The organism is Granulicella sp. WH15 (assembly GCF_009914315.1).
GTDB lineage: Bacteria > Acidobacteriota > Terriglobia > Terriglobales > Acidobacteriaceae > Edaphobacter.
The window spans coordinates 1,736,478-1,755,863 of record NZ_CP042596.1 but is presented as its reverse complement, the minus strand read 5'-3'; the positions used below and the strand labels follow the sequence as shown (position 1 = coordinate 1,755,863).

At 54.6% G+C, this 19,386-nt stretch carries 17 protein-coding genes and 1 pseudogene; 13 read left to right on the top strand and 5 right to left on the bottom strand.

Translation table 11 applies throughout. The features are described from left to right. Positions 1-1,003: 1,003 nt before the first annotated feature. From FTO74_RS07305 to FTO74_RS07255, 11 genes and pseudogenes are all read left to right on the top strand, one after another. Positions 1,004-4,978, top strand: a complete 3,975-nt coding sequence (locus FTO74_RS07305; protein WP_162537553.1) for an RHS repeat-associated core domain-containing protein — start codon at positions 1,004-1,006, stop codon at positions 4,976-4,978. A 252-nt stretch (positions 4,979-5,230) separates the two neighbouring features. Then, positions 5,231-6,061 (top strand): annotated as a pseudogene (locus tag FTO74_RS07300) (RHS repeat-associated core domain-containing protein); the annotation flags it as partial. Beyond that, a complete protein-coding gene (locus FTO74_RS07295; protein ID WP_162537552.1) occupies positions 6,058-6,768 on the top strand; it encodes a hypothetical protein in 711 nt (236 codons plus the stop codon). The pseudogene FTO74_RS07300 and the gene FTO74_RS07295, both read left to right, overlap by 4 nt. Before the next feature lie 28 nt (positions 6,769-6,796). Continuing rightward, positions 6,797-7,519 (top strand): RHS repeat-associated core domain-containing protein, encoded by a 723-nt coding sequence (locus FTO74_RS07290; RefSeq protein WP_162537551.1) that lies wholly within the window; start codon positions 6,797-6,799, stop codon positions 7,517-7,519. Between the two features lie 225 nt (positions 7,520-7,744). Further along, complete coding sequence (locus FTO74_RS07285; RefSeq protein ID WP_162537550.1) at positions 7,745-8,194, top strand: hypothetical protein; 450 nt, start codon at positions 7,745-7,747, stop codon at positions 8,192-8,194. 70 nt (positions 8,195-8,264) lie between these two features. After that, a complete protein-coding gene (locus FTO74_RS07280; RefSeq protein WP_162537549.1) occupies positions 8,265-9,164 on the top strand; it encodes an RHS repeat-associated core domain-containing protein in 900 nt (299 codons plus the stop codon). After that, entirely contained in the window at positions 9,161-9,373 is a 213-nt protein-coding gene (locus FTO74_RS07275; protein ID WP_162537548.1) for a hypothetical protein, read from the top strand. Before FTO74_RS07280 ends, FTO74_RS07275 begins: the two co-directional genes overlap by 4 nt. Positions 9,374-9,465: 92 nt before the next feature. After that, entirely contained in the window at positions 9,466-10,071 is a 606-nt protein-coding gene (locus FTO74_RS07270) for an RHS repeat-associated core domain-containing protein (RefSeq protein WP_162537547.1), read from the top strand. Positions 10,072-10,355: 284 nt separating this feature from the next. Then, positions 10,356-10,634 carry a hypothetical protein gene (locus FTO74_RS07265; protein ID WP_162537546.1) on the top strand — a complete coding sequence of 93 codons (279 nt, stop codon included), beginning with the start codon at positions 10,356-10,358 and terminating at the stop codon, positions 10,632-10,634. After that, positions 10,621-11,589: an RHS repeat-associated core domain-containing protein gene (locus FTO74_RS07260; RefSeq protein WP_275938919.1), complete on the top strand. Its 969-nt coding sequence runs from the start codon at positions 10,621-10,623 to the stop codon at positions 11,587-11,589. Before FTO74_RS07265 ends, FTO74_RS07260 begins: the two co-directional genes overlap by 14 nt. A 14-nt stretch (positions 11,590-11,603) precedes the next feature. Then, the gene (locus FTO74_RS07255) at positions 11,604-12,137 is read left to right on the top strand and encodes a hypothetical protein (RefSeq protein WP_162537544.1); all 534 of its coding nucleotides are present in this window, start codon (positions 11,604-11,606) and stop codon (positions 12,135-12,137) included. Between the two features lie 163 nt (positions 12,138-12,300). Here FTO74_RS07255 and FTO74_RS07250 read toward each other — a convergent pair whose 3' ends face one another. From FTO74_RS07250 to FTO74_RS07240, 3 genes are all read right to left on the bottom strand, one after another. Then, the gene (locus FTO74_RS07250; protein ID WP_255462620.1) at positions 12,301-12,645 is read right to left on the bottom strand and encodes a lysozyme; all 345 of its coding nucleotides are present in this window, start codon (positions 12,643-12,645) and stop codon (positions 12,301-12,303) included. A 392-nt stretch (positions 12,646-13,037) separates the two neighbouring features. Then, positions 13,038-14,234, bottom strand: coding sequence for a hypothetical protein (locus tag FTO74_RS07245; RefSeq protein ID WP_162537543.1), 1,197 nt, complete (start codon positions 14,232-14,234; stop codon positions 13,038-13,040). 1,282 nt (positions 14,235-15,516) lie between these two features. Then, positions 15,517-15,768 carry a hypothetical protein gene (locus FTO74_RS07240; protein WP_162537542.1) on the bottom strand — a complete coding sequence of 84 codons (252 nt, stop codon included), beginning with the start codon at positions 15,766-15,768 and terminating at the stop codon, positions 15,517-15,519. A gap of 559 nt (positions 15,769-16,327) precedes the next feature. On the opposite strand from FTO74_RS07240, the gene FTO74_RS19695 reads away from it, so the two are divergent. Continuing rightward, positions 16,328-16,462 (top strand): hypothetical protein, encoded by a 135-nt coding sequence (locus FTO74_RS19695; protein ID WP_255462551.1) that lies wholly within the window; start codon positions 16,328-16,330, stop codon positions 16,460-16,462. Between the two features lie 265 nt (positions 16,463-16,727). Here FTO74_RS19695 and FTO74_RS07235 read toward each other — a convergent pair whose 3' ends face one another. Continuing rightward, positions 16,728-17,696: a tyrosine-type recombinase/integrase gene (locus FTO74_RS07235; RefSeq protein ID WP_162537541.1), complete on the bottom strand. Its 969-nt coding sequence runs from the start codon at positions 17,694-17,696 to the stop codon at positions 16,728-16,730. Beyond that, positions 17,693-18,655, bottom strand: coding sequence for a site-specific tyrosine recombinase (locus tag FTO74_RS07230; protein ID WP_162537540.1), 963 nt, complete (start codon positions 18,653-18,655; stop codon positions 17,693-17,695). The genes FTO74_RS07235 and FTO74_RS07230 overlap by 4 nt, the downstream gene beginning before the upstream one ends. A gap of 133 nt (positions 18,656-18,788) precedes the next feature. On the opposite strand from FTO74_RS07230, the gene FTO74_RS07225 reads away from it, so the two are divergent. Continuing rightward, positions 18,789-19,298: an RDD family protein gene (locus tag FTO74_RS07225; RefSeq protein WP_162537539.1), complete on the top strand. Its 510-nt coding sequence runs from the start codon at positions 18,789-18,791 to the stop codon at positions 19,296-19,298. Positions 19,299-19,386 lie beyond the last annotated feature (88 nt).

The following is a 19,386-nucleotide window of genomic DNA, read 5'->3' as shown; positions in this document are numbered from 1 at the left end:
CCATGCATGGACTCGGTACGCGGCAATTCTCATTCAGTCCGGTCGTATGCTTCTCGCAAACCGACCCTTTTAGACTCGTTTCCATTGAAAAATGAACAGGCGGAGAATTTTGTGCAGCCTTATGCCTTCTTTGTCCCTTTTAGTCAAAGCTGAGACCGCTCCTCATTTTCACTTGGAAGGCTGGATAGCTTCTCGTATGATTTCACGCATTGGCTTGTTTTGCTTTGGTTTCCTGCGTTCGAGCGCCTCAATATCCTTTATCGTTCTCAGTCTTTGCGCGAACGCGCAATCCCCCGCTTATGAGCCTGCGCTACAGTCTGGAACTGTGCCCTTCGAGTCATACCACGGGGGCGATATCGATTCGGTGAATCTGGCGACGGGTGAGCTGACCCTGCATATCCCGCTGGTTTCCTTTCCTCAAAGAGGCGGAAGACTTCATGCGGATTATTCGGTTGTATATAATACGCCGGTAGCCAATGAGGTGTCGTTGAATTGTGGCCCTCATGGCCCTTGCACCAATCTCTGGGAGGGCCTCTTAGCATCCGGACCGACGATTGTCTCTAACACCATTGCTCGACTGGTGTTTAGCCTGACGAACAACGGGAACTGTGCCACACCAGGTGCCTGCTACTCCAATGGGGCCGTCTATGAAGGAGATGGTTCTTCACATCAGATGGGATACATCAACGCTACGTCCCTCCGTGCCCTGGACGGCTCCGGGTACTCAGGAATTTTCGGATCGGACAGTAGCACGACTGTAGTAGACAGCGCAGGAGTCACCTACTACTGTCCTTACCAGGGTAACGGGGCACTTCCATGTACGGCAACTGATCCGAACGGAAATCAAATCAACATAGGCACAAACGGCGTGACAGACACCCTGGGGAGACAGATTCCAGCTCCTCCTAACCCCAGTTCATTCGCTACTGTCCCTGTTTCGAGTACATGGACGGTCCCAGGGCCAAACGGCGCAAGCGCGACATATACGATCGGCACCAATACGGTGCAAATCACGTCCATCACCCTCCCGGATCAGACAAGTTTCACATTCCAGTACCAAACTCTATCTCTCCCGCTTCTTGTGGGGCAGACCCAGGCGAGCACCCTATCCGCGCTAAGCAAAGTGATACTACCCTCTGGAGGGAGTATCTCCTATACCTATTCCGTCGGCGGAGCTGGCTGTTCGGATTCGGGCCTCGCTCATCCCATCGTCACTGCTCGAGCAGTCGATGCAAACGACGGCAAAGGACCACAAACGTGGCAATACGATATCAGTTCTGGAACTGTCATAGACCCACTGGGTAATAAAACAATTCATACGTTCAGCGGAGGACCATGTTTTCCGTATGAGACCGAGACCCAGCAGTTCGACAACGGCGGAAATCTCATTAAAACAGTGTCCAACACCTATTCGTATGTCACATGGCCAAATGCGAATGGAACGCCTTCGACCATTCTTGCTCCCTATGATGTCCTCCCAACCAGTATTACAACCATCTGGCCGAATGGACAGCAGTCCAAAGTGTCTTATACCTATGATCGGGACATGGGCAAGAGTTTCAGTTTCGGCGTCGCTGCGTTTTCCAATGGTCAGGTCGACCTCGGAACGCAACCATCTGGCTATACATCAAAGCCCTGGGCTGTAACGGAGACGGACTATGGTTCGGGAGCGCCTGGGCCAGTATTGCGCACGACCAATACGACATTTCAGTGGGCAAGCAATCCGAGCTACTTTGCCGCCAATCTCCTTACGATTCCCGCGACCGTTAAGACTCTGAACGGAACAGGAGCTCAGGTGGCAGAGACGGATTACACCTACGACGAATCTCAATACCTCTCAACTCCTGGGGTATATGGACATGCGACTACTGTTAACAATGGACTCAGCCCGACGCAGACAACATCCCATGCTCGATACAACAGTCAAGGGATGCCAATCCAGGCTATCGATCCCAAGGGAAATACTACAGCTTACTCTTACGATGGCCCTGGAGCATTTTTGAGCGGGATTCAATATCCCACAACCAGTGGTGTCCAGCATGCCGTGGGCTATACGTTCGATGCGAATACCGGAGCAATAACGTCCCAGACCGATGAAAATGGCGTCGTGACCAGCTACGCGCATAATGACCCACTGGGTCGAGTCACTCAGGTCCGGAGTGCTGTGAACACAGCTCAGGAAAGTTGGACCAGCTATCAATACCCAAGCCCGACACAGGTTACCGTCACTCAGGACAAAAATACAAAAGGGGATGGCATTCTTCATAGCAGTACGGTGTATGACGGCCTGGGCCGAACGATCCATCAGACGGATCCAAGCGGAGCTACTCTCGATACGACCTATGATGGCCTTGGTCATGTCTCCACCGTTTCTAACCCACATTTCACCTCGTCGTCCCCATCAGATGGGACCGCAACCTACACCTACGATGCCTTGGGCCGGACCACCCTTCGGTCGCAGCCGGACGGGACAACATTCAAATGGTTTTATAGCGGCAACAACGTTTTATCTACGGATGAAGCGGGGCACACTTGGTCGCGGGCATATGACGCGTTAGGGCGTATCGGCAATGTCACGGAGCCTAACGGCGCTTCTACCGGCTATGTCTTCGATGCTTTGGGAAACCTTACGACCGCCACTCAAATTGGTATTGGGAGTGAGACGAGACGTTCCCGCACATTTATCTACGATTCACTTTCGCGGCTGACTTCGGCGACCAATCCTGAGACAGGTAAGATCGGCTATACATACGATGCCAACGGCAATGTAATGAGCAGGACCGACGCTCGCGGCATCACGACCAGCTACGGTTACGATACTCTGAATCGTCTCACCAGCAGAACCTACTCTGACGGCGTAACCCCGACAGCCTTGTACGTGTACGACACCAACAACATCAGTTTTAGTCCGACACAGAAGTTTACAACTAGCAACGTCAAAGGAAGGCTGAGTGTAATCTGCGTGAACATTCCTGGAGCCTGCCAGAGTATGACGGTCTATAGCTATGATTCGATGGGACGGACGATTGAGACCTTGACCAGTACGCCGAGCAATCCGACGACGGGAGCTGTCTATGAGGTTTCTGCGGCCTACGATCTTGCCGGAAATATGACGTCCCTGACATACCCAGATGGACGTGTCGTCACGCAGGGCTGGAACGGCGCGAATCAGCTTCAGTCGGTTACTTATGCCAGTTGGAATGGACAGTCCATAGGATACCCGTACATATCCTCGACTGCTTATTGGCCGAATGGAAGCCTTCGGGCGTTATTCTATGGGAACCAAATGGCAAGCGGATATCATATCAATGATCGTTTGCAGATTGACGAGACGAGCCATCTGCAACTTTCTAACAATGCTCGCTACGATGAAAAGCTTTATTGTTTTGGCATGGCGACCTCTCCGATCGACTCCATCTCCCCTCCTTGCGATCAGATCACAAGCGGTAACAATGGAAACGTACTACAGATCAAAGACATCGTGAACAGTGCCAACCTACAGACGTTCAGCTACGACACAGTCAATCGCATTACCAGTGCCTCGGGACTCGGATGGTCGCAGCAATATCAAACCGATTCGTTTGGCAACATGAGCATGATGAGCGGGAACTCGCCGCTCTCCACATTCGATGCAGCGACCAATCGTATCGCGAACCTCCCATGCGCAAGCGCCTTTACTCCGTACGACGCCTCTGGCAACCAACTCTGCGACACCAACCCAACCGGAGGTTTCCGAAAATATACATGGGATGCGGAGGGAAGGATTTTACAAATCGCCGTATCCAGCACTGCCACAGCATTTGAAACCTACCTCTACGATGCTGGCGGCAACCGAATCAGCAAGCGGGGATCTAACGGGAGTTCGACGGAATACATCAACTTCAACGGTCTGGAGTTGGCGGAGAGGAATGGAGATGGGAGTTGGAGTGATTACATCTTTGCCAATGGGCAACGAATCGCCCGATCCGATACGGCGATGGCACCCACAAATCCTCAGAGCAGCACAACCTTCTATCATTTTGGGCGGCTCGGCTCGACCGAGGCTCTGACCGATGGCAATGGCGCTCTTCTCATGTCGAGCCAATACATGCCCTTCGGGCAAGAGATTCCCGCAGGAACAAGCACAAACCATTACAAGTTCACCGGCAAAGAAAGGGATGCAGAATCCGGGCTGGACTACTTCGGGGCTAGGTACTACAGCTCCAACATGGGCAGGTTTTCCAGCCCTGATCCGTCGGGACTTCTGTACGCCGATATTTCAAATCCGCAAAGTCTGAACCTATATACGTATGTCTTGAATAATCCCCTAAGCAATACGGATCCCACGGGACTTACTTGCCAGACCAATTCGTCTGACGGAACTGTCTATGATGACCTGGATGGGAATGGATGCGACGTTGTCGATAAGGCAGATGCGGCTGCGGCACCAAGTGCCACGGTAAATGCCAACGGCCAGCGCGATCTCGCTACGGATACGACGAATGCGGGAATTAATCAGAGTCTTGTCCGCTACTTACAACTCCAAGCTCCTCGTTATTACAAGGGACCACCAATCTCGTCACAGTCGATGCAACTCATTCGAAATGTCGCTAAAAATACGAGTTCCTTGCCAAATGTTTGTGGCGTTGGTGCTGCTGCTTATGGCGGTGATCGTGTCGCCGCCGGACTGTCGGCAGATACTCAAGGCGGTGTGCAGTTCGCCAGCGGAGCAAATATAGCAAATATTCCGGGCCCAGGTGGCTTCGGTGTAAAAGCAAACTACACCATATCAGGAGGAGCTGCCGGCAATGTGTCTTATCAAGCCTATGCTCTTGGCGGCGCGCTGGGAGTCGAGGTTGGCACCCAAAATGGAGATCCAAACGCTATACAATCAGTGAGCTTGGTCGGGAGTGTGCCTGGAAGTTCTGCACCGCACAACTTGGCCGTCTACGCAAACATCGGTTCCCTGGGAGATTCAACCTGTGGGCCTGGCAAATGACGATTGAATTGAATCACGTTCGGTACTACGTCATAGCGGCGGTGGGTGTTGTGGTGCTTGTGCAGGGGGCCCTCACATCTCGGAACCGATCATTAAAAGACGATGATCGGAGTGAGAATCCTTTGATTGCTTGGCCCGCATGGTTCCAACGTATCTTTTTCATATGCGTCGGAGCCGGAATGTTGCTTTTCGCTTTATGGAAGTTATGGCGATCCTAATCCATAGCGTCTCTATCTATCCCGTTATACCGGCAAAGAAAGAGATACAGAATCAGGAAACGACTACTTCGGGGCTAGGTACTACGCATCGTCAATGGGCAGAATGCTGTCACCGGATCCGGGCAACATTGGTGTTGATCGTACTAATCCACAAACGTGGAATATGTACAGCTACGGATTAAACAACCCATTGCGACTCACTGATCCCACCGGAATGTATGTTTGCGAGGACAGCACAGAGTGCAGTTCTCAAAATGATCAAAACTTTGCCAAGGCTCTGGGCGCTGCGCAAAACGCAGTGAATGGTATGGCGGCAGGAGCGGATAGAGATTCCGCTCAACGGGCAATTGATGCATACGGCGCACAGGGCGTTGACAATGGCGTAAATGTTCGCTTCGATGCCAATATTTCAGAGCCAGGTGGCGTGACCGAGGTTAGCGGAACTGCGAACGGAAATAAGAGTGCTGACAATCCAACTGGTCAGAACATAAATGTCACGTTCAAACCAGATGCGATAAACACCGATTGGAGTGGTGGACTTGCAGCACACGAAGGGTCGCATGTCGGGGATGCTTCTGCTTGGGTTAGCTCCGGATTTTCAGCGAGCATGAATCCTACCAGCAACGCTACGGAGCTTCGTGCGTACCAGGTCCAGTTCAACGTAATGAATGGGATTGGAAACAACCTCTACGGACCGAACGGAACCTTCAGTGCAAATATGCAGTACGGGAACGTTCGGGTCGATTGGAAAAAGGGCGACTCTTTCAAGCTGCCTGAATTTCAAATTCTTATCAAGACTGAGAACGGCAATAGAGACTCCAAACCGGCGTTCACAGCAGGAAAAGGAGCAGCTATACAGCCATGAAGAAGAGCCGTTTCAGCCTCTGTCTTTTTCTAGTCGCTTTCTATGTGGCATCGGCCATTTGTCAGCAGTCGTCCCCAAGCGGGAGCAGCACATTCACCATAGATAATTCAAAGCCGTACGTTTATCTTGCAATTGACCATGTCGGGCCACGAAAGCCTCTTCGCGATGGAGAAGTTGAATCTGGCATCTGGTTTAGGTTGAGAAACAACTGCAAGATTCCAATCGTTGTGATCGGGTCAGCGCTGGACACGCAGAAGACAGACCAAGCATCTTGGGTTGGCGATGAGGTCGTTCCAAACGCTCTACCGATTGGGGCTGAGTCAGTAGGCTCGATGATTGGTTATCAGCATGGAGAGGAGAACTTCACAGATATATTCCTGATGCCAAATAATCATGAAGCCGAGATCAAAGGCGGAGAGGCTCTTTCAAAGACCACAGACCACGGGCGAGATTTTATATTACCACGCGGCTACATAGACCTGAATGCTCCGTCTTCTCCTGTTCTCAAAATAGTTCCTCCTGGCGCAGAAGTGCTTTTCAGTGTGCCTGCAAATCATGTGGGGAAATCGTGGCATATGGAGGTTCCATTTAGATTTGCAATAGACCCCCACGTTGCCTTGCGGCAACCTTACAGCTATGTAGCGTTTTTCTGGGACGATCTTCCCGAGGCTTACCGTTCGGGTCACGCGGGTCCAGCAGCGCCGTAGTAAACCTACGACGACGGGGGATGCCTCTATGACGCCCGACTCCACCTGTGCGTCCAAACCGAGTTTTTCGTCATCACGTTATACCGGCAAAGAAAGAGACGCAGAATCAGGACTCGATTACTTCGGGGCCAGGTATTACAGCTCCAACATGGGTAGGTTCTCCTCGCCTGATCCATCAGGGCTTGCTTACGCTGATCAGAGCAATCCGCAGAGCCTGAATCTATACTCCTACGCTCTAAACAACCCGCTCAAGAATACCGACCCAACGGGATTGTATTGCTACTACGGAAGCACTGACGCAGACTCCAACGACGCATCGCAGTACGACTTTCATTCGAGTTCAGGTGAGTGTACTGCAGCGGACGAGAACGGAAATAAAGGCGAGTGGGTACCCGACGCAAGTACCACCGTGAATGTCAACGCAGAGACCGGCGACACCGACACGACCTCGGTGTTCACCGGCAACACGGGAAACGTCCAAAATCAAAGTACCCAGAGCTCTCATACAACCGGCTGCCCATCTGTTCCTACAGCGCCTTCAGGAGTCAGTGTGAATGAGAATATGCAGATTGCAAGGCTTTCGTATCTTCTCCAGCCGCCTCCGTTCAATCAGCTGTGGTTTAGGGATATGGTGAACTACGGCGGTGTGTGGGACTACAAAACCGGAGGAGCACAGTACGAGAACTTCGGTAACTTCAACTACGGTGCTACAGGCACAGCGGCCGGTGCTCCCCCCCTTCACACTCCGTAGAGCGGCGGGTCGGGCACAAAGAGGGCACGCAGGATCACCACAATTCGGCGGTGATCCTGGCAGCTTGCCCGGCATCTTCCTGAACCCTGGCGGTGGAACTGCGCCTTACGGGGACGATCCGAACGATCAGAATTTCATAAATTTGGGAATTAAGTACGCACAGATGGGCTGCACAGGATGATGCCCAGTCCCGAACAAGTGCGGTTGAAAAGGAAGGGGTGATTCATGAAGCAGATCTCGAGAAGTTTGGCAGCCGGAATTCTCGTGCTAATGGCGCTGGTGATCGGCTGCAAAAAGCAACCGTCAAGCTATGAAGTAGCACGCGTCAAGTCGCCAAACGGCAGCTTAGACGCGGTACTGACCGAGACGAATGGCGGAGCAACTACGTCGTTCGGATATGTGGTGAGCATCGAAATCGATGGGGCTAAGACGCTAAATCCGGTAGCCAATCTGTACGGGGCATTAAGAAACGAACAAGCCTATGGGGTAAACCTGAGTTGGGCGGATGACCATGTTCTTCGAGTTCAGTATTTCCGGGCAAAAGCAGTTCAGAACGTCTCCAAGACGGTCAACGTGGGTCGCCAGCAGATTGAAGTCGAGCTACAAAGCGGAATCGAAGACGCTGCCGCACCTTCCGGAGGAATGCACTACAACTTAACGAAGCAGAGCAACTGAGCAACCCACCGAGAGCCCAAATCTCGATTCTGAGACTCGGGCTCCACCTACGATAGAGGTCCACACACTTATGACGCGCTCCATCGTTTGTGCCGCCACAGTGTGTTTTTCGCAATCACGTTTTACCGGCAAAGAACGGGACGCCGAGAGCGGCTTAGATAACTTCGGCGCTCGCTATATGGCGAGTTCGATGGGAAGGTTCATGTCGCCCGATCCGTCGGGATTGCTGTACGCCGATATGCGCAATCCTCAGAGTCTCAATCTGTACAGCTACGTCTTGAACAACCCGCTAATCTACACCGACCCGACTGGTAAGACATGCCAGACAAACTCATCAGATGGGACGGTCTACGACGACAACGATGGAAAGGGATGTGATGTTGTTGATAAAGCTGATGCCGCATATCAAAACAACAAGAATATCAATGTTGTAACCGCTGACGGCTCAAGAAATCTGGCGAATGAAGTTCAGGGTGAAACGGATAACGCTGCTTTAGTGCAGTACGTCAAGAACCAAGCGCCCCGCTATCCCAACTTAACGCCGCCGACTCCCGATCAGTACATAAAGGCGATTGCACTCGCCGCCCCAACCGTTTGCGGAGCAGGAGCTTTTGCATATGGTGGCAGGTCGGTCGATGCCGGACCCGCAAATGGATTTGCCGGAGGAATCGTCGAGGCAGACACACGAGATGAGGTGAGTAAGGGAGCCTTATTCGAAGGCGGCAGTGGCGAAGGGGTTGTTGGCGGGGGCGGTTTGATCGTATCAAGTGATGGGAAGGGGTTGGGTTCTTCAAACTTTATCTATGGTGGTCCCGGTGTTGAAGTTCCTGGTGCTCACGTTGGAGCAGGGCTCGTCGGATTCACGAACGGAGCCGGGGTTTATGGCGAGGTTTCCGCTGGTGGACGAGAAGTGGGAGCAGGTCTTTATGTAAACATCACAAACAATGCTAATTGCATGGAGAAGAAATGATTATTTTTGGACCGGTGGCGGAAGCGGCTCATGGTGGGCACAGTGACCCATCGTTCGATTTACTGGTGGGCTTCGCCGTGCTGGCGCTCACGTGGATCGGTTATTTTAGGCGCGAATCAGGGAAACCCGTGAGCATTTGGATTGCAGTTGCTATCAGCGCGATTTGTGCAGTATTCATTTACTCAGGTCTCGCCGCACTTTTTCATTAGCTAGTTGAGATGCTGGCTGGCTCTCGGTCGACTGGCCGTGGGTCCGACCGTGAGACTCAGAACTACAACTACGACGGCGGTCCAGATTTACGATGGTCTCTGGCATTTGTGCAACTGTAGTGCGTTCTCTGCAATCCCGTTTCACCGGCAAAGAAAGAGACACAGAATCAGGACTGGACTACTTCGGGGCCAGGTACTACGGCTCCAATATGGGCCGGTTTTCCAGCCCCGATCCGTCAGGGCTCTATTATGCTAATCCGACGAATCCACAGAGCTTCAATTTGTACAGCTACGGGCGGAACAACCCCTTGATCAACATCGACCCTACTGGAATGGATTGCATCCACACGAACGTTGACACGGGGGCGTACGAAGGTTTTGAAAGGGGAGACTGCGATAATTCGACGGAGGAGAAAGCGAACAGCGGGCAATATGTGGATGGAACCGTCAACACCATATCCACCACAACAGGGGACAGCAGCGGTCGAGTGACAGGATATAGCGGGACGACGGACGATGGTTTAGGGACGCTTATATCTGGCAGATATCTTGATCCGACCGCCCAACAACTTGACGACGCGAACGTAAATGCGCTCGTTCAGGGTGTTGCTCAGAATACGCATAGCACACCTTGGGTCTGCAATGTGAGTATCAACGCGAGATACCAAATACCTACAACCCAGATAGAGGCGGCCTGAGTCTTGACCGTCACGGCTTTCATATTTCGACCAGCACGCGCGGTGTCGACGGGGGAAACATCGCTTTTGACGCGACCACAAGCGGAACTAAGCCTGGAGCACAAGTGAGCGTTCCAATACCCGACACGCCTTTCAGAGTTTCGTATGGACTTGGAAGTTCTCATCCGACAGTTGGGGTTTCAACAAATTTCCAAAAGGGTGATGGAAAGAACGGTCCTTTCAGTGATGGCGTGTCTACCAGTTTGGGTTATCTCGGCGATGCGACATGCCGCTAAAGGAGGTATATGAATATTTCATCCGGATGGATCTTAATGATCGGTGGTGCTCTTGGGGCATGCGGAATCGCAACTCGCAAAAAGTTCTACCGCTCGGACTTCTCAAATCTGGACGGTGTCGTGACGGAAGAGGATAGGACAACAGAAGTTCAAGTAAACCTGAAAGCGAAGAGACTGCTCATAGCAATTTGCATCGTGATCTTCCTACTAGGGATCTCCCTAATTGAGAGAGACCATAATTGGAATCCGATACAGACCAGAGAACCCGTCGTACGTGGAAGAGAGTAGAGAAATATCCACGCGGCTGATACTAGCGGTCTATGACCATCCCGAAAGCACGCTGCTTCGCATCGAAAGTAAAGTGACAGTTCGTACGATGCAAACCTCCTTCATCTACGACTGCATTCCACGTCTTGTACCGTTGTACGCTTTAGACATATCTCGTTATCCCGGCAAAGAAAGAGACCAGGAATCAGGCAACGACTACTTCGGCCATCGCTACTACAGTTCGAACATGGGCCGCTGGATGAGTCCTGATCCTACGGGCCCAGAATATGCAGACTTGACGAATCCGCAAAGCTTCAACCTCTACTCTTTCGTTCTGAACAACCCATCGGATGACGATCCAAGCAATGGCGGAGCAAGTCATGGCGACTGCGATGCTCAAGGCGGACACTGGACCGATCAATCAAATCCTTGTCACGGTGCTGACGGTTGTGCCGCCACATTCGACTGGAATCCCCCTACGAAGCCGTGCGTACAGCAAGCGTTGAGAGTTGTCGTCGCAGCAGGAGAAACGCCTGGAGAGCCAAACAATGGGTACGGGACTGTAGTTAAAGGTACGGTCATATCTGCACCAGCCTCGACCGGTATATCTCCGGGAACCAAGAATGCGCAAATTGCTGATCCGAGTTCACTGACGGGTCACCCAAACATCTTGGTGCAAGTTGGTCCTGGCCTTCGCAGCACTGCATTTGGCCGCTATCAAATTCTTAGCGGAACCGCGAGAAGCTATGGCTTCAACGACTTTCCCCCAGCGGGGCAGGATGCCGCCGCAAACACGCTTATGGACAAGCGAGGAATGGTCACTGCAGCAATGAATGGACACATCCAGCAGGCTATCCAAAATGGAGGACGTGAACGGGCCAGTCTTCCGGGTTCACCTTATGGTCAACTCACCCAGTCGATGAATAGCGCCATCCAGACCTATGGTTCGACGATCGTTTCTTCGAGCTGTCAATGAGGATCAAAGAGAATATGATGTCCAAAATTTCAATCCATTTCTTGGTTGCGGTCTGCCTCTTCTGTGGATTAGGAGCAATGGGCCAAGAGAAGACCATTCCTTCGGAACAGGTGCAATTTAGTGCCGAAGACGAAAGCGTGACGCAACCCGTCAGCATCCCTCAAGATGCTTGCTCAATCCTTAAGAAGGACAACAATGTGATGGAGGTTTTAGCCAGCCAAAATCTCCAAGCAGACCAGCTTCCAACTTCTTGGTTCGCGGCATCTGAGGTTCATCTTGACGGCCCGAACGAACACGATTATGTAGTTATCGGCAAAGGGATGCTTCAAGGAGCGAATGTGACAACCTTCTGGGTCTTCGCACAGAGACCTCAGGGGCTAAAGCTAGTACTCACGTTACCCGCTCATGACCTGTCTATCAAGCCAACTCGGACTAACGGGTATCGAAATATCCAAGCGGTAATGATGATTGCGGGACGGGTCTCGACAGCAGAACTTCGATTTAATGGGAAGGATTACATAGTGCTAACGAACGCTCTTCAAGTATGACTGCATTAGGCATTTGGTGTGCTTCGCTGATACGCTCCTGCGGATGCTATCGGAACCCTGCTGTTCTGGCTTGGAGCAGCGGCTGGAGAGTAGAAAGCAAAAGCACGCTGCCACGCAGCGGGTTAGGGGTAACACATCACCCCAGAACGGGAGCTGGCTTATTTCACATTTTGAATAGCCTTGCCTCAGCAGTCCGTCTCTCCAGCAGCCCTTCGACCTCTTTACTGCCAGCGTGGTCCCAGTGGAGGAACTGTTCATCTGCATCTGCAATCTGACCAGCGTTAATGTCTCTCAGTAGGGCTGAAGATTCCAGATTGCCCTGCCCCAGATTAAAAGTGAAGTCCACCGGAGCATCGAACTGCGCCTGAGTTAGTTGGCGCGTAACAAGCCGAGAGACAGCATTTTCAGCCGCCCTGAGATCCTGCCACAACAATTGCTCAGCTTCCGCCTTGGTAATGGTCATCCCCGGATGAACGTCTTTACCAGTGTGCCCATAGCCGGTTGAGATTATCCCCGCTATATCTCAATAAGCGAATAGTCTCAAGCCCTCGAACTGCTCTATCAGTTTGATGCCGGCTTCGCTCGTCGTCAACCGCTACCCGCCCTTGACGACTTCAACGAACACCCAGGTGAGTTCCGAGATAAGCGTACTTACCCCTGCCGCTGTTCCGAGTGTCCATCTTTGCCAACCTCGCAGCCTGCCTACCTCCGTCTCAACTACCTGCAATCGCGATGGCTGGCCATTGCCGGTGATGCCGTGCTTGACTTGTACCTCGAGAGCCGTGATCCTCTCTCCTGTGTCTCGTGCGTACTGATTGAAGTCCTCTCTGAGACTGCGTATCTCAGAGAGGATGATCTCCTGCGTGTCCTGCATAAGAAGTATGTCCTCGGGGTACGACGTTATGGGCTTACCTGAGTAGTTGTCAGCACTCCATTGACCATCGTCAATGAGTAGGACTTATGGTTTATGGTATCTATCAGGATGACGCTGGGGAGCGTCACCGGATCGCTATAGCTAGTACCAGTCGGAGTCTCAGTCCGTACATTCGTACCGCCGATGGTCGTTACCATGGTCTGACTGAGGGGAGTCCACAACTGCGAGTACCCCTGGCCACTTCCAGCCAGCTTCGCGAAATAGTAACTGCCGTAGTTGGTGGCGGCGCATCCTAGCGGCGGGCAACTCACATTGATGACAGCACCCCACGGGACTGGCGAGGTTGAAGAGTTGAGGAAGTAGCGATGTGCGCCGACGATGTTGTATCCAATGGGGGCCGTAAGCGTACCTCCATACCCGCTATACATGTTGTTAGGGCCGTCGTTGCTGATTGTCATACCCGGCCATCCTGCTTGCACATTCGTACCCTGATACGCGAAGACGGCCATCCCATTGACACCATTAGTCAATGGGTTGTTGATATTGGCGGTCGCACAGAAGGAGCAGAAACGCATCTGGTGATGGTTGTACATCGTGGCCGTCTCGCCGATCTTCCAATTGCCCGGATTCGGGACTAGATGGAAGGTTCCGTCGATCTGCGGAGGGTTCTGCGGCGGGGTGGTGACAATGCCGCCGGGCTGCGTCAGGTCGCGAACGTCTACGATCTCAGCGGTTGAGATGCGTTCGTACTGCGTATTGCCCTGTATCGTAGACCCAACGTTGATTACAGCGGTTGCCGGAGTGGAGTCAGCCATTCCTGCCTGATTGCATAAGATAAAACCCGGAGCGGTTGGATTTACATAGACTCCGGTGCAAGGGCCGTTATAGTCGCTCGTGCTGGAACTGCTGATGTAGATTGTGTTGTTGAGTATGGGATCAGTGCCTGCCATATAGGAGGATGCGCCGACCTCGAGACTAACCACACCGCTGGCATTGCGAGTTATATTGCCAACCCCAGCGGTTGAACTGTAAGCGTTGTTGCCTGTTTGAAACATGGCCATCTGGCCAAACGGAAACGCTTGATCATAGCCCTGATAATCCTGTGTCGCTCGGATCGTATGAGGGTCACTGGCTCCAAGGATGGGCTGCGGGTAGTGCATCGTGCCAGAGATGTTCGCCGTAATGTCGAGCGCGTTCGTGGTCGCACACAGCCCCCCGAACATGATCCATCCCGCTTCAGGCTTAGTCGATGGTGCGTTGTGCTGATGGATCATCTGAGCTGTGAACGACTGTTGGCCTCCGCTTGCTGGCCCCGTCGGGATTGCAAGGAATCGCTCGTACGCTCCGGAAGCTGCACACGCCCATACTCCATTAACCAATGGATATGGAATGCTTCCAGACAGGAGATTTACTGTAAACGGGGTCGATGGCCAACCAGGATGACTGGAATCGGTTGCAGGGTGATCGACATCCGGAGGGTTAGGTGGTGTTACTGTCGCCGCGAAAGTACCCCATGCGGTTGAGACGGGCACCGTCTCGTTTACCGTGATCGAAGTGGGGGTGATGATACCCCCCGAACTCGTGGTCGCTATCCCCGTGATGTAGCTGGTCGCGACCGGGCTGGCTTCTTCGGTGAGAAACTGTCCTACCCCGGGAACGCTGCAATTAGTGCCGCAGGCGATCTGAACTGTCGTGGCCCCGGTTCCTCCGGTAGTCACATGGCCAGTGATGGGCGACATTATCTCGGTCGACGACGTAGCAATTGTCTTCCAGCCTTCATCAGATGCTGCGTTGGCTCCCCCACGACCAAAGTTGTAGATGTAATGGTCCATAAAATCGCCCGTTCCGCCCTTATAGACACCTTCGCCATGGACCTGAGTGATTCCGGCGGTCAAGAATTGGACACTGTTCGAAAACTGCGAGTAACTGGTCCAATCGCGCGTGGCTCCCGGAGCGATATAGCCGTTCGAGAATCCGGGGTTACTCAGTAGCGCTTGGACGCTGAATAGTTGCTGCCCAGCAGTAGCGCCGTTGTATCCGGGGATGTTATCCACAATCCAGTTGATTTGATTCGCATAGCCAAATCCATTGGCTAGAGGGACGTTCACTGCGTTCTGCGTAATGCCTGGAGTGGTAATTGGAGTGGTTGTAGCCAGAGCATCAACCGTCAAGAGCGCGCTGCCGTTGACGACATGTTGAGCAGTCGAAGGAGCGGTAACAACAGCAGCACAGGTGGGTGAAGTTGGGTCGCAATCAGGAGGGGTAGATTGAGCCCGAACGGGCACGGTCACAAGCAAAGATGCAGCTATGGCGAGAAGAAAGTTGCTCCATTTCATCAGTGAGTCCTCTGCCTTCTGTGAGTGTTATTTGCGTGAACGTTACGCCGCCAATATCCGGCAGGCACTAACTGGGCATGAAGATTGCGCGAAAAATGCTGCTACACGGGGGCCGTTCGCAACTCATACTACCCCAATAACAGCAACTCACTCTGAGAAAAGGGATGACTCAAGCTGCCTGCGCGGCGGGCTTACAGTAGATGGTGAGTTCTTCCGAGGTGGACCACTCGCAAACAGAGGGATCGGCTTCCTGCGCGTTCATCCGGGCGCGAACGCTTTGAGCGCCGAACTGGTCGTTCTCGGTGTCCGAGACCGAGAACGAGACGCCGATCACCTCGAGGTTCTTGCCGATCCATCCGTTCTCCGCAAAGGTGAACTGCATGACATCGCAAGGCTGCATCTGCCAAGCCTCGAGCGACATGGGAAAGTTCCGGTTCCCTGCTGCCGGTTGCGCATCAGATTGATCTTGGCGATGCGCTGGGCTTGGGTGACCGAAATGACGGTTGGCAGCGAGATGTCCTTCGGGAGGACTGCGCCCCCGTCGTCTATTTGAAACTGATTCGCGGGGAGGCCGTGCAGTACATCCTGCGCGTAATACGGGAAGGATGTTGGCCTGCCACCCCTGGCCGTGGCTATCGTACAGATTGCCCGCAACCGAGTACGGGAAATTCGGGGCCGTGTAGGTGTCACTCAACTACAACACCCCCGGGGACTCGATGAGATGCTATACATCCCGGACTGGGAGGAGATGTACTAAGGGGTTGGCCTCCTCGCTTGGGCTATGCTCCTCAGCGATGATGGCTCGGTCCGCTACTTGATTCTCGGGGCCAAGCACAAGGACTCAGGGTGGGACATGAGGGGAGTTTGGTGTGATGTGAGGGACATCGTGAGCGGTGATGGATTCGAGGGCCACCTCAGCCGCGATATGTCCACGCTGACGACCTCTGGGTATGGCGGCGGCATCAGAACTGTCACCGTGGATGATGGCCGCACCACCGCGCCCACCCTCCACCCTGCTCTCCTATGGTCTCGATGCCCTCGCCCTCGCCACCCAGGAGATTGACCAGATCCTCGCACAGATTACCCGTGCACGGCGCAGCAATCCCGCAGCATAATCCCCGGGTGGATTATGCTCTCACATGGACGGCGTGGCCTTACTCCTTCCTCTGCGTCGTCCTCGCTTCTTCCTCGTCCCCTACTCGACATAATCCTGGTCGCCATCTTAAACTAAGTATCATCGGATAATCGGAGGACTAAGCATGACATCCTCCGACAATTAGCGATGAGGCCAACACCCGCGTCGTTATTAGATTTTAGCGCGTAACCGATTGATATTAATTGGTTAGCAAGAGCGTCTTGGGTAACTACGGCTTCTAAGCCCTAGTTCGCTCTGGGATGTGTCTCGTCGTAGACGCGCTGCACCTGCGCCACAGTCAACTGCGTGTACCTCTGCGTAGTCGATAGCCGCTCATGCCCCAGCATCTCCTGGATCGCGCGCAGGTCTGCGCCCTCTTCCAGCATGTGCGTGCCAAAGGCGTGGCGCAGCGTGTGCGGGTGCACGTCAGCCGGAAGTCCCCGGCTGAGCGCGATCGCCTTCACGATGCGGCCCACGCTCCGCGTTGTCAACCGGCAGTCGCCGCGCATCCGCAGGTTCATCAGCAGCGCGCCGCCGTGCACCAGCCCCCCCTTGCCCGCAGCCATCAGCCTGCTCTCCCGCAGCGGCAGATAGGCCCGGATCGCCGCAGCCGCCTCATCCCCCAGCGGCACCAGCCGCTCCTTCTTCCCCTTACCCCGAACCAGCACAGCATCGTTCTGCCACTGGATACTGGTCGTATCCAGCCCCACCAGCTCCGAGTTCCGAATCCCGCAGCCGTAGAGCAGCTCGAAGATCAACCGATCCCGCTCCGGCCACGCCCCGGCATCCTCCTGCTCCTCCCGGTTTCGAGCCCGGCCCACCGGCTGCTCCAGCGAGGTCAACACCCGGTTCACCTCTTCCATACTCGGCACCCGAGGCAGATGTTGCGGCCGCTTGGGCGAACTGACCAGCAACGCCGGATTCTGCGCCACCTTACCCTCCTTGGCCAGCCACTTGAACCAGCTCCGCACCGACGCCAGCGCCCGCGCCGCGCTGGCCTTGGTCAACCCGCGCCCATAAAGTTCCGCCAGATAAGCCCGTATATGCAGATGCTCCACCGCCGCAATCGAGCCGTCCTTCCCCAGCGTCTTGCCCAGGTAAGCGGCAAAGTCGCGCACCTCCCGCGTATATGCCCGCACCGTATGCTCGGACGCCCCGCGCTCATTGCGCAGCATCGCAAGAAACCCTTCAGCTAATCCATCGAATTCACTCATTCCGCAACCCTTATCCGGCCCCTCGGATGATGCTTCCGATGAACCTCTTTCAGGTGCCCCAGTGCAACATGCGTATACACCTGCGTCGTCGCGATATCGGCGTGCCCCAGCAGGGTCTGCACGCTGCGCAGATCGGCCCCATGCTCCACCATGTGCGTCGCGCAGCTATGCCGTAGCTTGTGCGGGCTGGCTGTCCCGTCGGCCGACGCCTTCCGCACCATCTCCCAAATCCACTGCCGCGTCAGCGCATGTCCCCGCACACTCAAAAACAGCGCCCGCTGCAACCCCGCGCCCCGCCGCACCAGCGCCGGACGCCCCCGCAGCAGATAAGCCTCCAGCACCTCGCAGGCCTTCCGCCCCAGCGGGACAATCCGCTCCTTATCTCCCTTACCGCGCACCTGCGCCCGCTGCTGATCGAGGTGCAGATCCTCCTCCCGCAGCGAGCAGATCTCGCTCACTCGCAGCCCGCCGCCGTACAGCAGCTCCAGAATCGCCGAGTCCCGCAGCCGTGCCACCGGAGCATTGGCCGCCCTGGCAGATTCATCTGCCGCTTCCAATATCGACGCCATCTCGCTCTCGGCCAAAGACTTCGGCAACACCTTCCAGCTCGAAGGCGACTCAATATTCACCGTCGGATCGTGCGCCACACGCTTATCCATCAGCAGCCAGCGATACAGTCCCCTCAGCCCGCTCAACTTGCGCGCAATCGACCGCGACTCCACCGCATGACCCCGCAGCCCCTCCAGAAACCCGCTCACGTCGGCCTGCGAAGCCGTAATCAGCAGCCGGTCCTTGCCCTCCACAAACTCGGCGAACTGCTCGATATCCCGCAGATAAGCCTCAATCGAGGCTGGCCGCAGCCCCTTCTCCACCCGCAGATAGTCCCCATACTCCCGCACCAGCGCCACGTTCCCCGAACCGCGCGCAACACCATCCACCACTGGAGCCACTCCCCGCATGAGGGCTATTATCCCGCGCAAACGCCCCTTCCCGACCACCCAACACGCGCCCCGCATCCCCGAAGCCACCCATCTCCGCAACAAATCTCCTCACCGACCGTCCACTGAGCTACAGTGAAGGCAGCGACCCGCCATGCTCAGGACACGGTACTTCCGCGCCCACGAACCCGCCCGCTACGACGCGCTCGACGGCCTGCCTCTCGCCAGCTTCTGGAGCCGAGCCGCCGCCATCCTGATCGACCTCGGCATCCTGCTTCTGCTGCGACTTCCCTTCTCCCATCTCGGCGCGCACGCCAACCAGGTCCTCGATCCCACCAGTTGGCCCTCCATCCTCCACGGGGCCGCCGAAAAGGCCAAAGAGCTTCTCGAATCCGTCCTATACTTCGCCATCGCCCTCAAGCTCGGCAAGGGCCGCACGCCGGGAAAATGGATCATGCGCATCCGCGTCCTCTCGCTCTCGCACGACGAGATCGGCTGGTGGCAGTCCATCGAACGCGGCCTTGGCTATGGAGCATCCCTGCTCGAAGGCGGCTTCGGCTTCGTCCAATACTTCATCAACCGCAACCGCATGTGCGTCCACGACCGCATCGCCGAGACCATCGTGGTCGACACGACCAAAGAAGCCCAAAGGACAACAGATTAAAAGCGTCCTCACGCCGGACGGGCGGCACTTCGTGCGGTTCTCGACGCTTCGCGTAACAACAGCCCCGCCGCTGGTAAACTCATAATTG